The sequence below is a fragment of the Streptomyces sp. NPDC028331 genome, assembly GCF_055565775.1.
In genome coordinates this window covers 1-14177 of record NZ_JBVHTR010000025.1, presented here as the reverse complement: position 1 = coordinate 14177, position 14177 = coordinate 1, and the positions used below count along the sequence as shown (strand labels likewise).

The window sequence follows — 14177 nt, the reverse complement described above, 5'->3', positions numbered from 1 at the left end:
GGGTGCCGCTGCGCCCGCCCGTGCCGCCCTGGGGGTCGGCACGGCGGCTACGACGGCACCCCGGCTGCCGTACTACTTGATCTTCGTGCCCGTGGACCGGAGGTTCTGGCAGGCCTCCAGGACGCGCTTCGACATCGACGCCTCCGCCAGCTTGCCCCAGGTGCGCGGGTCGTAGGTCTTCTTGGAGCCGACCTCGCCGTCGACCTTCAGGACGCCGTCGTAGTTCTTGAACATGTGGTCGGCGACCGGACGCGTGAACGCGTACTGCGTGTCCGTGTCGATGTTCATCTTCACCACGCCGTTCTCCAGCGCCGTCAGGATCTCCTGCTCGGTGGAGCCGGAACCGCCGTGGAAGACGAAGTCGAACGGCGACTCCTTGCCGAACCGCTCGGCCACGCCCTCGTTCAGCTCCTTCAGCAGCTCGGGGCGGAGCACGACGTTGCCCGGCTTGTACACGCCGTGCACGTTGCCGAACGAGGCGGCCAGCAGGTAGCGGCCCTTCTCGCCCAGGCCCAGGGCCTCGGCGGTGCGGAGCGCGTCGTCGACCGTCGTGTACAGGCTGTCGTTGATCTCGTGGGAGACGCCGTCCTCCTCGCCGCCCGTCGGGGTGATCTCCACCTCAAGGATGATCTTCGCGGCGGCGGTGCGGGTCAGCAGCTCCTGGGCGATCGCCAGGTTGTCGGCCAGGGTCTCGGCGGAACCGTCCCACATGTGGGACTGGAACAGCGGGTTCTGGCCGGCCTTCACGCGCTCCTCGGAGATCGCGAGCAGCGGCCGTACGTACCCGTCGAGCTTGTCCTTCGGGCAGTGGTCCGTGTGCAGCGCGATGTTGACCGGGTACTTCTCGGCCACGATGTGCGCGAACTCGGCGAGGGCCACCGCGCCGGTGACCATGTCCTTGCTGTACTGGCCGCCCAGGAACTCGGCGCCACCCGTCGAGATCTGGACGATGCCGTCGCTCTCCGCCTCCGCGAAGCCGCGCAGGGCCGCGTGCAGGGTCTGGGAGGAGGTCACGTTGATGGCCGGGTAGGCGAACTTGCCTGCCTTCGCCCGGTCGAGCATCTCGTTGTAGACCTCGGGGGTTGCGATGGGCATCTGTCCGCTCCTTGTATGTGCGGGGTGCGTTCTGCGTACTACGGCCCTGACCTAGGGAGTGACGTCATCGTCGGCCCCATCTTTCCAGACGGGACCGGATGCTTCGAACACCCTGTCCAGCCTGTGGATGACCCCGTGTCCTAGTCCAGCCCCAGGTCGTCCTTCGAATACGCGAACAGGTAAGGGACACCGGCCTTTTCGGCGATCGCCTCGGCCGCCCCCGTCGCCCGGTCGACGATCGTCGCCACCGCGACGACCTCGGCGCCGGCCTCCCGCAGGGCGTCGACGGCGGTCAGCACCGAGCCACCGGTGGTGGACGTGTCCTCGACGGCCAGCACGCGGCGGCCCGCGACCTCCGCGCCCTCGATACGGCGCTGCAGGCCGTGGGCCTTGCCCGCCTTGCGGACGACGAAGGCGTCGAGCGTCTTCCCGCGCGCGGCGGAGGCGTGCAGCATCGCGGTGGCCACCGGGTCGGCGCCCAGGGTCAGGCCGCCGACCGCCTCGTAGTCCAGGTCGGCGGTCAGGTCGAGCATGACCTGGCCCACCAGGGGGGCGGCCACGCCGTCGAGGGTGATGCGGCGGAGGTCGATGTAGTAGTCGGCTTCCTTGCCCGACGACAGGGTCACCTTGCCGTGCACCACGGCCTTGTCCTTGATCTGCTGCAGCAGCTCGCCGCGAACGTCGCTCATGGCAGCCAGCTTAGAGCCCCTCTTGTTCGGGACTCTCAGAGCCGGCGCCACGTCCACGTGGTCGTGGCCTCCAGGGGCTCGATGGGGGTGACCAGGCGCGGAAGGGTGTTGAGGCCGTTCGGGGGGCCGGTCTGCGGTTCCACGCACACCGCCTCCCGCTGCTCGTCGTAGACCACGACCCACTCCTCGCGGCTGGTGACCTTCAGCTCGAGCTGCCCGGGCCAGGTGAGGGTGACGTCGACGCCGCCGGGCATGCCGAAGCAGTCGTCCCAGGGGCCGGGCTTGGGGTCGACGCGGTTGCCGGTGGGCAGGTGGTCGTCGCCGCGCTCCTCCTGCCAGGCGGGGTCGAAGTCGACCCGGACGTCCTCGCCGCCGAGGCTGCGGTGGAACCAGGGGTGCCAGCCGATCTGGGCCGGGAAGGAGTCGTCGTACGTCTCCACGGACATGGTGAGCGTGAGGGCGTCCTCGGTGAGCGTGGCGAGCTGGGTGACGCGGCCGGCATGGGGCCAGGGGGCGACCAGGTCATAGGTGAGGACGGCCTCGGTGGGCTCGGCGCGGGCGACGCGCCAGGAGCCGTCGCGGACCGTGCCGTGGATGGCGTGCGGCGGGGCGTTCAGGGGCATCTGCCGGACGGTGCCGCCGTCGCGGAACCTGCCGTCCCGGATGCGCCCGCACCAGGGGGCCATGGGGAAGCAGCCGAACCGTTCGCCCTGCCGCAGCAGTTCGGTCCCGCCGATGCGCAGACTCCTCACGCGTCCGCCGTTCCCCGGCGCCAGCACCACTTCCGCGTCTCCCGCGGCCAACGTGATCTCGTCGTCACTCACGAGCCCGACCCTACTGGGCCGATCAAGGAGGCGGGTGGTGACGTCGGCACGGCCTGCGTCAGCGTCGCCGCCGCAGCAGTCGGCCCGCCATGATCGCCGATGCCACGAGCAGGGCCGCCGCCGGGGCCGCCCAGCGGAGGGTGACGGTGGCCGCCGCGGCTTCCGGGGGCGGGACGGGGGCGTAGCGGCCGCGCGGGGGCGCGTGGTCGACCTCCTCGGCGCTGCGGCCGATCATCGTGCGGCGGGCGTGCGCCGCCTCCGCGGGCGGTTCCTGGTCGAAGGTGTCGGGCGTGAGGCCGGGTTCGCTCTCGCCGGCGAGGGGGTCGAGGGACGACGGGGGGACCTCGGGAACTTCGGGGAGCTCGGGGAGCTCGGGGAGCTCGGGGACCTCGATGTCGCCGGCCGAGGCGGGTTCCTCCTCGGGGCCCGGCTGCTGGGACGGCGGTTCGGCGCTCTCCCGCGGGGCCTCCCCCTGAGGAGCCACCTCTTCGGCGGCCTCCTCGTCAGGGACCTCCCCGTCGGCGGCCGCCGCCTCAGAGGTCTCCCCGGCCGCCTCCCCCAGGTTCTCCGCGAACCGCCCCAGCAGCCGCGTCCCCGCCGTCGCCACCGTCTCCCCCGGCAGATCCGCGATCCGGCCGTCGGCCGTGGCCGTTCCGGTGAACGTGACCGTGGTGCCGTCCTCGGCCGGGGTCAGGCGCAGGGACAGGGAGAGCTTCGCCGTGCCCGTGCCGCGGGCCTCGGCGCCCTGGCCCTCCACGGTGAACGAGCCGTCGTCCCGCCCCTCGACCCGCAGGGTGCCGCGGTAGGTGATCGTGTGGCCGCCGACGCGCACCTTCAGGCGACCGGTGACGGGGTCCGTGCCCTCGTCCTGCTGGAGCCCGGGGATCGCGCCCGCCACCCGGGCCGGGTCGGCCAGCGCCTGGCGCAGCCGCTCGGCGGACACCGCGACGAACACCTCATGCTCCATGTCTGACGAGCCTACCCATCGGCGCGCGAACCTCACCCGTACAGGACGGGATTCGCACGTCCGTGGGGCCGGGAGCCTCAGTCCTGGTACCTCGGGTGCAGCAGCGTCGAGGGGAGCAGCCCCGGCACCCAGGTGCCCGCCGCCGCCCGCGCGTCCGCCCGCAGGGACGCCCGGGTCAGCGTGCGCAGGTGCGGGGCGCCCGGGTCCAGGGTCAGCGCGGGCCGGGTACGGGCGGCGAGCACGAACCCCCAGTCGTGCGGCGCCCGGGCCGCCTCTGCCGTGCGGCCGGGGGCGCGGCCGTCGACGCGGTACGGGACGGTGCCGAGGCCGACCGCCCGCAGCGTCGCCTCCACCGTCCAGAACACGCGCGGCCGGGCGGTCACCGGTCCGGCGTGCACCGCCAGCCGTCCGCCGGCCGCGAGCACGCGCCGGGCCAGGCCGTAGAACTCCTGCGAGTACAGCTTCGTGCTCGTCGTGTCGCAGGGGCCGGGCAGGTCGGCGATCACCACGTCGTACGTCCGCCGGATATACCGCAGCCAGCGGAACGTGTCCTCCGTACGGACATGGACGCGCGGGTCCGCGAAGGCGTGGCGGTTCAGCGCGGACAGGGCGGCGTCGTGGCGGGCGAGCCCGACCAGCGCCGGGTCGGGGTCGATCACGTCGACCCGCCGTACCCCCGGGTGCCGCAGCACCTCGCGCGCCGTGAGGCCGTCGCCGCCGCCGAGGACGAGCACACGCGCGTGCGGGCCGCCGCTCATCGCGGGGTGCACCAGTGCCTCGTGGTAGCGGACTTCGTCACGGCCGTCGACGCGGAGCCGGCCGTCTAGGAACAGGTCGACGGGGCGGCCGGGGGTGCCGCCGGTCAGCACCACCTCCCGGCCGCCGCCGGTGTGCAGCGCGACCCGTACGTGACCGCCGTACACCGCCTGGCGCGCGACCCGCTCGAAGTCGTCGGCGAGGACGGCCGCCGCGGCCAGCACGGCCAGGACGAGGAGGTTGGCGGCGAGCAGCAGGCGGCGCCCGCGCCGGGACAGGTCGCGCCGGAACAGGCCGAGCACCAGGGCGCCGCCCGCGACCGCGTTGACCGCGCCGGTGAGCAGTGCGCTGGTGAGCTGGCCGAGGTGCGGCAGCAGCAGGAAGGGGAAGGCGAGGCCGCCGACGAGCGCGCCCACGTAGTCGGCCGCGAACAGGTCCGCGACCGCGCCGCCCGCGTCCTGGCGGCGGATGCGCTGGATCAGCTCCATCAGCAGCGGCACCTCGGCGCCGGTGAGCAACCCGATCGCCAGGGAGAACGCGACCAGCAGACAGCGCGGGCCGCCGGAGCGGACGCCGCCCCAGTCGCCGGCCCAGGCGAAGGCCGCGTACAGGGCCATGGCGCTCAGGCCGCCGACGAGCGCGAGCGCCGCTTCCAGCGCGCCGAACCCGGCCGCGGCGCGGCAGCGCAGCCGCTTGGCGGCGAGCGAGCCGACGCCCATCGCGAACACCATCACCGACAGCACGACCGAGGCATGGGTGACCGAGTCCCCGATCAAGTAGGAGGCCAGCGCGACGAGTTCGAGTTCGTACACCAGTCCGCAGGCCGCGCAGACGAACACGCCCGCGAGGACCAGGAACCGTCCGGTGCCCGGGCGTACGGGCAGCCGCGCCTGGTTTCGGCCGCCGCCCCAGGACGGAGCGGCGCCGGGTGGTGCGGGCGCGTGCGGTTCGATCACGTCCGGAACGCTACGTCACGCGTGCGCTGCGCCCTGTCACCCACACGTGTGGCGCCGGATTGTTGATGGTGAGCGGCCATGGCCGATCGGGCCCCGATCGTCCTCACCTGCCCGACGGGACCGGCGTCTCCCTGGCGTCGTCGCGGCGTTTCGCCCGCTGCCGCAGCCCGACCCGGGTCCGGGTCGCCACCAACTGGCCGTCCTGCGGGTAGGCGTGCCAGGTGCGCCAGTGGATCTGGCCCTCGTGGTGCTGGGCCAGCATCGCGGTGAACGCGTGCGGGCTGCCGGGGAAGACGCCGGCCAGGCCGTTGGGGTGGTCGGAGACCAGGGCCAGCAACTCCTGGGCACGGCCTGCGAAGGAGCCGGGGGACAGCACCTCGACGCGGGCGGCGAACTCGTACTCCCAGTCGCCGACCCGCTTGGCGACGCCCAGGGGCAGCGGGGTGCTGGAGCCCGCGATGCACGCCACCGTCTCCGAGCAGAGGCCCCGCTCCTCCTCCAGGAGCACCTGGTGGGACGCGCCGAGGAGGCGCAACTGGAGCTGCGCACCGGCGAGTTCGAGGTCGAGGGTGGCGAGTGCGGGCAGCGGCTCGCGGCCCAGCGTCCAGGCCAGGTCGGCCGCGCGCGTGTCGGTGTAGGAGGTGTTCAGGGTCGTGAGCATGGATCGGCTCCGCTAGCACGCAAAGTGAGAAGTGGGGATCCGGGGCACCCCGGTTGTGGCGCCGGGGACGAGGCCGGCTCAGCCAGTCGGGTAATGCGTCCGGTCGGCCCGGTGGGGAGGGACTCCTGCCGGACAGGTGTCCGAAGGGCGTCCGCGGGCTGCGTTGGTGTGTTGAGAGGGAATCATGAACTGTGGTTGTGGCACAGCGTTTTTACCCAAGTTCGTAGGGTTTCCATCCCCGCGAGGGCTCCCCAGCGCAACTGTTCAACTACCCGCGTGCGCCTGGAGTGTTGACGTGGGAGCCGTGCGCCCCCCTGCGACGTACCAATGCGCGCACTTCCCACGTACAGCGCCGTCGACATGCGCCGTCGCGCTCCCTCCGGAGAGGGAACCGCGGTCCTGTGCTGACGCCGGGCTCCTGTGTGCCGAGTGACCGCCGGGACGGAATCCCGGCGGTCACTCGTTTCCCCCTTCCCGGCCCGGATGAGTGCGGAGCTCGACTGCCCCGTGTCAGTTGCCTCCGCCGCATCCGCCCCCGCCGCACGACGAGTGGCCGCCACAGGAGTGGCCCCCGCAGGAGTGACCACCGCTGGAGTGGCCCCCGCCGCACGAGTGGTGACCGCCCGAGTGGTGGCCTCCGGAGTGGTGGCCGCCCGACGAACCGCCGTCGGCTCCACCCACCCACCAGCTACTGTCCCCGCCGCCCCCGTGGCCGCCGCGCCCCCCGCCCGCCCGCGCCCGCGCCCCGGAGCGGCCCCCCGACCGCACCGCCCCCTTCCTCGAGCGACGCTGTGCCGACGCGAGCAGCGAGACCACCACGATGCAGACGATCGCCAGAAAGATGCCGGTGACCATGGCGCCGTCCCCCTTTCCGCTCCCCCGAAGCGACCCCCCGTGGGCGCCTCTTTCTCCGTGAGTGGTGGGGGGATGCCCGCGGTGGTGAGCGGCCAAAGCAGAGTTGAGGAAGTTCTGAGGGTCGACGCATGGAAAAGGCCCCTGACCTGCACAGACGGGCAGATCGGAGGGCGCGCGCGAGCTGGGGAGAGTGGTGGGTGGGGAAGTGGGCGGCTGATCAGTCGCGCTTGGGCCAGATCGGGCCCTGGTCGGTCCAGACGACGCCCTTGTTGCGGCACAGGCAGAAGGGGTGGCCGAACGGGTCGGTGTAGACCTGCCAGCCGTAGCCGTTGGGGCCGACGAAGTCCTGCCTCAGCGTCGCGCCGAGGTCGAGGACGCGGCGCTGTTCGGACTCGATCTCGTCCACTTCGAAGTCGAGGTGGAACTGCTTGGGGTGCTCGCTGTCGGGCCACTGCGGAGCGCGGTAGTCGTCCACCCGGATGAATGCCAGCTCGATCTCGCCGAACTGGATGCCGGCCCAGTCCTCGGAGCTGCCTTCCTTGATCGGACGGCCCGTCACCTCGGAATAGAAAGCCGCCAGCCTCATCGTGTCCGGGCAGTCGATGATGAAATCGGTGAGTCGCAGCATCACGCGATCGTGTCACAAGCTCACACCCGACTTCGAGGAGCACCGGCGCAGGTGCTCATCGGCGAAGCATTGTTGAGGAAGTCCAGAGCTTGGGCGCAGGATGGCGGCCATGACCTCCAGCGCACGCCCCTTCCTCAACCGCCGGCTCGCCGAGTTCGGGACGACGATCTTCGCCGAGATGTCGGCCCTGGCGGTGAGCACCGGGTCCATCAACCTCGGGCAGGGCTTCCCGGACACCGACGGCCCCGAGGAGGTCCGGGAAGCCGCCGTACGGGCGCTGCGCGACGGGCGCGGCAACCAGTACCCGCCCGGGCCCGGCGTCCCCGAGCTGCGCGCCGCCATCGCCGCGCACCAGGAGCGGCGGTACGGGCTCGCGTACGACCCCGACACGGAGGTCCTGGTCACCGCGGGCGCGACGGAGGCGATCGCCGCGGCGCTGCTGGCACTGCTGGAACCGGGCGACGAGGTGGTCGCCCTGGAGCCGTACTACGACTCGTACGCCGCCTGCATCGCGATGGCGGGCGGCCGGCGCGTACCGGTGACGCTGCGGCCTTCCGAGGGCGGCTTCCGGCTGGACCTGGACGAGCTGCGCGACGCCGTCACCGACCGCACCCGCCTGCTGCTGATCAACACCCCGCACAACCCGACCGGGACCGTGCTCACCCGGGAGGAGCTGCGGGCGGTCGCCGAGCTGGCCGTCGAGCGCGACCTGCTGGTCGTCACCGACGAGGTGTACGAACACCTGGTGTTCGACGAGGCGGAGCACGTGCCGCTGGCGACCTTCCCCGGGATGCGCGAGCGGACGGTGACCATCGGGTCGGCCGGGAAGACGTTCTCGTTCACGGGGTGGAAGGTCGGCTGGGTGACGGCGGCGCCGGGGCTGGTCGCGGCGGTGCGGTCGGCCAAGCAGTTCCTGACGTACGTGGCGTCCGGGCCGTTCCAGTACGCCGTCGCGGAGGCGCTCGCGCTGCCGGAGGCCTACTTCGAGGGGCTGCGGGCGGATCTGCGGGCCAAGCGGGACCTGCTCGCGTCGGGGCTCTCGGCGGCGGGCTTCGAGGTGTTCCGGACGGCGGGCACGTACTTCATCACGACCGACGTCCGCCCCCTCGGCGAGAGCGACGGCTTCGCGTTCTGCCGTGCCCTGCCGGAGCGCGCGGGCGTCGTCGCCATCCCGAACGCGGTCTTCTACGACCACCGCGAGGCCGGCGCACCGTTCGTCCGCTTCACGTTCTGCAAGCGCACGGAGGTCCTGGAGGAGGCGGCCCGCCGCCTGAAGACACTGGCGTCCTGACCCGCACCGGCGCCCCGCCGCGGCCCGGCGCGCCGACGGGCGACACCGCCCGCCCCCCGCCTCCCGTGCGCCAGGCGGCGTGTCAGGCGTGGGAATTCGTCGGCACGCGGAGGCGCAAGGTCGCAAATCCGGCATGATCGACGCATGGTTCCGGTGTGACCCACGCCAGCACCATCCCGGCCCCGGCCGCCGAGCGCCCGGGCCACCGTGACCCCGTCCCCACGGCCTGGGGCGGGCGACGGCCGCCCGCCACGGCCCTCGCCGTCCTGGGACTGTTCCTCGCCGTCCGGCTGTCCGGTGTGCTCGTGCTCGCCGTGGCCGCCCGGGCCGCGGGCAAGAGACCGCTGCTCCTGCTCGGGCGCTCCTGGGACTCCGTCTGGTACCTGCGCATCGCCGCCCACGGCTACGGGTTCACCCAGCACAACCGCACCGGCGTCCACAGCGACCTGGCGTTCTTCCCGCTGTACCCGGGGACGGTCCACGCCGTCACCAGGATCGCCCCGCTCGGCGGTGGCGCGGCGGGCCTGCTGGTGTCGTGGACGGCGGCCGCGATCGCCGCATGGGGCATCCACCGGATCGGGCTGCGGCTGTACGGGCCCGCGGTGGCCCTCGTCCTCGTTCTGCTGTGGGGCCTGCTGCCGCACTCCGTCGTGCTGTCGATGGCGTACACGGAACCCGTCATGGCCGCGTTCGCCGCCTGGTCGCTGTACGCGGTCCTGACCCGCCGCTGGGTCTGGGCCGGCGCGCTGGCGGCGCTCGCGGGCCTCGCCCGGCCCAACGGCGTCGCGGTGGCCGCGGCGGTCCTCGCGGCGGCGGCCCTGGAGGTGTGGCGGCTGCGCGGACGCGGAGTTTCCCACAGGCTGTGGACGGGCGCGGCGCTCGCCCCGCTCGGCTGGTGCGGCTACGTCGTGTGGGTGGGCCGCCGCCGGGGCGACCCGCTCGGCGGCTACTTCACGGTGCAGCGGCTGTGGGGTTCGCGTTTCGACTTCGGGCGGGGCGCCCTGGGCTTCACCGAGCACATGCTGCTGCACGGCACCCGGCTGCTGTTCCCGATGGCACTGGTGATCGTCGGCGTGAGCACCGTGCTGTTCGCCCTGCTGGTCGTGGACCGGGCCCCGCTGCCGCTCGTCGTCTACAGCGGCGTGCTGCTGGTGATCGCGCTCGGCGGCTCCGGGTTCTTCGAGTCCAAGCCGCGTTTTCTGCTGCCGGCGTTCCCGCTGCTGATCGTGGTGGCGCGGGCGCTGGTGCGAACGGCGCGAGCCCGGCCGTGGCACGCCGCCGTGGTGGCGGGCGCCCTGGCCGGGCTCTCGTTCGTCTATGGGGCCTATCTGGTGGTGCTGGCCCGATCTCCCCTCTAGTGCGGGCGGACCGCCGCGGCACTGGACGGGTCCGACGGGGGCTACTCCCCGTCGTCCTCGGGCTTCTCCGCCTCGTCGACCTCTTCCGCGAGGCCGAGCTGCTCCACGAGCCACCGGTCGAACTCGATGGCGGCCCGCACCCAGCTCACGGTCGAGGAGACGAAGTGCTCCAGGCTCACGCCCGTGCCGATCAGCATCTGCGCCTCGCCGATGAGGCGGACGGTGCCGTCGTCGTGGGTGTGGCTGTAGACCTTGGGCCACAGCGTGCGCCGGTTCCAGTCGTCGATGGACTCCAGCAGCTGCGGCTTCTCGTCGATCTTGTGGGGCCGGTCGTAGAACGTCCGCACCGAGAAGACCTGCTGATCGCCCTCGCCGCGGAACATGAAGTACGTACGGAACTGCTCCCACGGCGCGACGAGGTCACCCTCTTCGTCGACGAGGTGCTTGAGCTCCATCTGGTCCAGGAGCTGCTTCACGAGGTCCTGATCCGGAACCACGGGGCCCGCCGGCGGCTGCGGCTCTGGCTGGCCCCCGAAATTCGGAATCGAGGACGGGTCGATGCTCACCGTGTTCTTCCCTTCGTACGGATTCCGCCATCCTCCCTCATGCGGGGAGGGGCGTGGCAACCCCCGGCGGGTCGTGTCCGCCCGCGGCTGACAGGATCCGGACGGTCGCGCAGATCCGGTACCCGTGCCGGCGCCCGGGGAACGTCCGTACGCAGGTCTTCCGGCGGAAGGACGGCCCGCCCCGGACGCGGGGCGGGCCGTCGGGAGCGGTGGCCGCGGGTCAGAGGGTCTTGCCCGTCGCCGGCCCCACCAGCAGGCCCTCGCCGAACCGGTCCACCCGGACCGTGTCGCCGTCCTTGATCTCTCCCGCCAGGATCTCCTTGGCGAGACGGTCGCCGATGGCGCTCTGGACCAGGCGGCGCAGCGGGCGGGCGCCGTACGCCGGGTCCAGGCCCTCCTCGGCGAGCCAGGCCAGCGCCTCGGGGGTGACCTCCAGGGTCAGGCGCCGCTCGCGCAGCCGCTTGGCCAGGCGGTCGATCTGGAGCTGCGCGATGCGCTCCAGCTCGGACTTGGTCAGCGCCGAGAAGACCACCAGGTCGTCGAGCCGGTTGAGGAACTCCGGCTTGAAGGAGGACCGGACCACCTCGAGGACCTGCTCCTTCTTCTCCACCTCGCTGGTGAGCGGGTCGACCAGGAACTGGCTGCCCAGGTTCGAGGTCAGCACCAGGATGGTGTTGCGGAAGTCGACCGTGCGTCCCTGACCGTCGGTCAGCCGGCCGTCGTCCAGCACCTGGAGCAGGATGTCGAAGACCTCGGGGTGCGCCTTCTCCACCTCGTCGAGCAGGACGACGCTGTACGGGCGGCGGCGCACCGCCTCCGTGAGCTGACCGCCCTCCTCGTAGCCGACGTACCCCGGCGGTGCGCCGACCAGCCGGGCGACGCTGTGCTTCTCGCCGTACTCCGACATGTCGATGCGGACCATGGCCCGCTCGTCGTCGAAGAGGAAGTCCGCGAGCGCCTTGGCCAGTTCGGTCTTGCCGACGCCCGTGGGGCCGAGGAAGAGGAACGAGCCGGTCGGCCGGTCGGGGTCGGAGATGCCCGCGCGGCTGCGGCGGACGGCGTCGGACACGGCCCGTACGGCCTCGCTCTGGCCGATGAGCCGCTTGCCGAGCTCCTCCTCCATGCGCAGCAGCTTCTGCGTCTCGCCCTCCAGGAGGCGCCCGGCGGGGATGCCGGTCCAGGAGGCGACGACGTCCGCGATGTCGTCGGAGCCGACCTCCTCCTTGACCATGGTGTCCTTGGTGGCCTCCTCCTCGGCCTCGGAGGCGGCCTCCAGCTCCTTCTCCACGGCCGGGATCTCGCCGTACAGCAGCTTGGAGGCGGTGTCGAAGTCACCGTCGCGCTGGGCGCGCTCGGCCTGGCCGCGCAGGTCGTCGAGCTTCTCCTTCAGCTCACCGACGCGGTTGAGGGACTGCTTCTCCTTCTCCCAGCGGGCGGTCAGGCCCCGCAGCTCCTCCTCCTTGTCGGCGAGGTCGCGGCGCAGCTTCTCCAGGCGCTCACGGGAGGCCGCGTCGGTCTCCTTGTCGAGGGCGAGCTCCTCCATGCGGAGCCGGTCCACGGCACGCTGGAGTTCGTCGATCTCGACCGGGGACGAGTCGATCTCCATGCGCAGCCGGGAGGCCGCCTCGTCGACCAGGTCGATGGCCTTGTCGGGCAGGAAGCGGGAGGTGATGTAGCGGTCGGACAGAGCGGCGGCGGCCACCAGGGCGCTGTCCGCGATCTGCACCTTGTGGTGGGCCTCGTAGCGGCCCTTGAGACCGCGCAGGATGGCGATGGTGTCCTCGACGGTCGGCTCGCCCACGAACACCTGCTGGAAGCGGCGCTCCAGCGCGGCGTCCTTCTCGATGCGCTCGCGGTACTCGTCGAGCGTGGTCGCGCCGATCATGCGCAGCTCGCCGCGGGCCAGCATCGGCTTCAGCATGTTGCCGGCGTCCATCGAGGAGTCGCCGCCGGCGCCCGCGCCCACGACGGTGTGCAGCTCGTCGATGAAGGTGATGATCTGGCCGTCGCTCTGCTTGATCTCGGAGAGCACGGCCTTCAGCCGCTCCTCGAACTCACCGCGGTACTTCGCGCCCGCGACCATGGCACCGAGGTCGAGCGCGACCAGCCGCTTGTTCCGCAGCGACTCGGGCACGTCGCCCTTCACGATCCGCTGGGCGAGCCCCTCCACGACGGCGGTCTTGCCGACGCCGGGCTCACCGATGAGGACCGGGTTGTTCTTGGTACGGCGGGACAGCACCTGCACGACGCGGCGGATCTCCTGGTCCCGGCCGATGACCGGGTCCAGCTTGCCGTCGCGCGCGGCGGCGGTGAAGTCGGTGCCGAACTTCTCGAGGGCCTTGTACTGGCCCTCCGGGTCCGGGGTCGTCACCCGGCGTCCTCCCCTGGTCTTCTGGAACGCGTCCAGCAGCTTCTTGGCGTCCGCTCCCTGCCGGGAGAGGACGTCACCGGCGGCGCCGCCCTTCGCGGCGATGCCGATGAGCAGGTGTTCGGTGGACAGGTACTCGTCGCCGAGGTCCTTGGCGCGCTTGTCCGCGTCCGCGATCACGGCCAGCATGTCGCGGTTGGGCTGCGGCGGCGCCACGGTCGAGCCGGTCACGCTGGGCAGCCCGGCGAGCAGGCGCTCGGCACCGGCCCGTACGGAGGCCTGGTCGGCGTCCACGGCGGCGAGCAGGTCGATGATGTTCTCGTTGTCCTGCCCCTCGAGCAGCGCGAGGAGCAGGTGGGCGGGGGTGAGGTCCGGGTGGCCCTCGGACACGGCCCGTTGGGTGGCCGCGTTGATCGCGTCCCGGCTCCTGTTGGTCAGCTCGGCGTCCACGTGTCCGTTCTCCTCCTGCGGGTCAGCCGCGCTCAGCTGTTGCCTTCCACTGTGACTACGTCAACGTACACAAAGTTGAGTCTATTCCACTCAAGGCAGCGCTCGGGAGAGGGAACGGCTAGGTTCCGGTTTCATGGCCACGCACTCCCAAGACCCCGGCGCACCCGATGCCGAGTACCTCAGGTTCTGGCGGGAAAGACACCTGTGCACGCTCACGACCCTGCGCCCGGACGGCAGCCCCCATGTCGTGCCGGTCGGCGTGACGTACGACCCCGAGGCACGGCTGGCCCGGGTGATCGCCAGCAGGACGAGCGCCAAGGTCGGGCACGTGACGGCGGCGGGGCCCCAGGGGGCGCCGGTCGCGGTCTGCCAGGTGGACGGGCGGCGGTGGGCCACGCTGGAGGGGCGGGCGCGGGTCTCGGCCGACCCGGAGCGGGTCGCGGAGGCGGAGCGGCGCTACGCCGAGCGCTACAAGAGGGTGCCGACGCCGAACCCGTCACGCGTGGTGATCGAGATCGCGCTCTCCCGGGCGATGGGACGCGGCTGATCGCCGGGCCGGCCGCAGTGACCGGTTCCGGCCACGGTCGGATCCGGGCGATGTCCCACGATGTCCCCCCAAAACTGCAGCGGGGGGGGGGGGGGGGGGGGGGGGGGGGGGGGGGGGGGGGGGGGGGAGGGGAGGGGGGTGGGGGGGGGGGGGGGGGGGGGGGGGT

General features: G+C 72.4%; 12 protein-coding genes. 3 read left to right on the top strand and 9 right to left on the bottom strand.

The genetic code is table 11. From position 1 onward, the window contains the following. Positions 1–72 precede the first annotated feature (72 nt). From fbaA to ACZ4SW_RS29545, 7 genes are all read right to left on the bottom strand, one after another. Positions 73–1095, bottom strand: a complete 1023-nt coding sequence (fbaA, locus tag ACZ4SW_RS29575) for a class II fructose-bisphosphate aldolase (protein WP_468251712.1) — start codon at positions 1093–1095, stop codon at positions 73–75. A 140-nt stretch (positions 1096–1235) separates the two neighbouring features. Beyond that, positions 1236–1784 (bottom strand): orotate phosphoribosyltransferase, encoded by a 549-nt coding sequence (gene pyrE / locus ACZ4SW_RS29570; protein ID WP_468251711.1) that lies wholly within the window; start codon positions 1782–1784, stop codon positions 1236–1238. Between the two features lie 35 nt (positions 1785–1819). Further along, entirely contained in the window at positions 1820–2608 is a 789-nt protein-coding gene (locus ACZ4SW_RS29565) for an aldose epimerase family protein (protein ID WP_468251709.1), read from the bottom strand. Positions 2609–2666: 58 nt separating this feature from the next. Beyond that, entirely contained in the window at positions 2667–3575 is a 909-nt protein-coding gene (locus ACZ4SW_RS29560; RefSeq protein WP_468251708.1) for an SRPBCC family protein, read from the bottom strand. Between the two features lie 77 nt (positions 3576–3652). Then, on the bottom strand, positions 3653–5287 hold the full coding sequence (locus ACZ4SW_RS29555) for a polyamine aminopropyltransferase (RefSeq protein ID WP_468251707.1): 1635 nt from the start codon (positions 5285–5287) through the stop codon (positions 3653–3655). Positions 5288–5390: 103 nt separating this feature from the next. Beyond that, positions 5391–5948: a DUF2617 family protein gene (locus tag ACZ4SW_RS29550; RefSeq protein ID WP_468251705.1), complete on the bottom strand. Its 558-nt coding sequence runs from the start codon at positions 5946–5948 to the stop codon at positions 5391–5393. 1072 nt (positions 5949–7020) lie between these two features. Beyond that, on the bottom strand, positions 7021–7431 hold the full coding sequence (locus tag ACZ4SW_RS29545) for a VOC family protein (RefSeq protein WP_468251704.1): 411 nt from the start codon (positions 7429–7431) through the stop codon (positions 7021–7023). A 100-nt stretch (positions 7432–7531) separates the two neighbouring features. On the opposite strand from ACZ4SW_RS29545, the gene ACZ4SW_RS29540 reads away from it, so the two are divergent. After that, a complete protein-coding gene (locus ACZ4SW_RS29540) occupies positions 7532–8722 on the top strand; it encodes a pyridoxal phosphate-dependent aminotransferase (protein ID WP_468251702.1) in 1191 nt (396 codons plus the stop codon). A gap of 155 nt (positions 8723–8877) precedes the next feature. Then, a complete protein-coding gene (locus ACZ4SW_RS29535) occupies positions 8878–10080 on the top strand; it encodes a mannosyltransferase family protein (protein ID WP_468251701.1) in 1203 nt (400 codons plus the stop codon). A gap of 41 nt (positions 10081–10121) precedes the next feature. On the opposite strand, the gene ACZ4SW_RS29530 is transcribed toward ACZ4SW_RS29535, so the two are convergent. Together ACZ4SW_RS29530 and clpB are read right to left on the bottom strand one after the other, a co-directional pair. After that, the gene (locus ACZ4SW_RS29530; protein WP_200422242.1) at positions 10122–10646 is read right to left on the bottom strand and encodes a YbjN domain-containing protein; all 525 of its coding nucleotides are present in this window, start codon (positions 10644–10646) and stop codon (positions 10122–10124) included. Between the two features lie 220 nt (positions 10647–10866). Further along, entirely contained in the window at positions 10867–13464 is a 2598-nt protein-coding gene (gene clpB, locus ACZ4SW_RS29525; protein WP_468251699.1) for an ATP-dependent chaperone ClpB, read from the bottom strand. Positions 13465–13597: 133 nt separating this feature from the next. Here clpB and ACZ4SW_RS29520 point away from each other — a divergent pair, with 133 nt between their 5' ends. After that, complete coding sequence (locus tag ACZ4SW_RS29520; RefSeq protein ID WP_468251698.1) at positions 13598–14011, top strand: pyridoxamine 5'-phosphate oxidase family protein; 414 nt, start codon at positions 13598–13600, stop codon at positions 14009–14011. Positions 14012–14177: the final 166 nt, after the last annotated feature.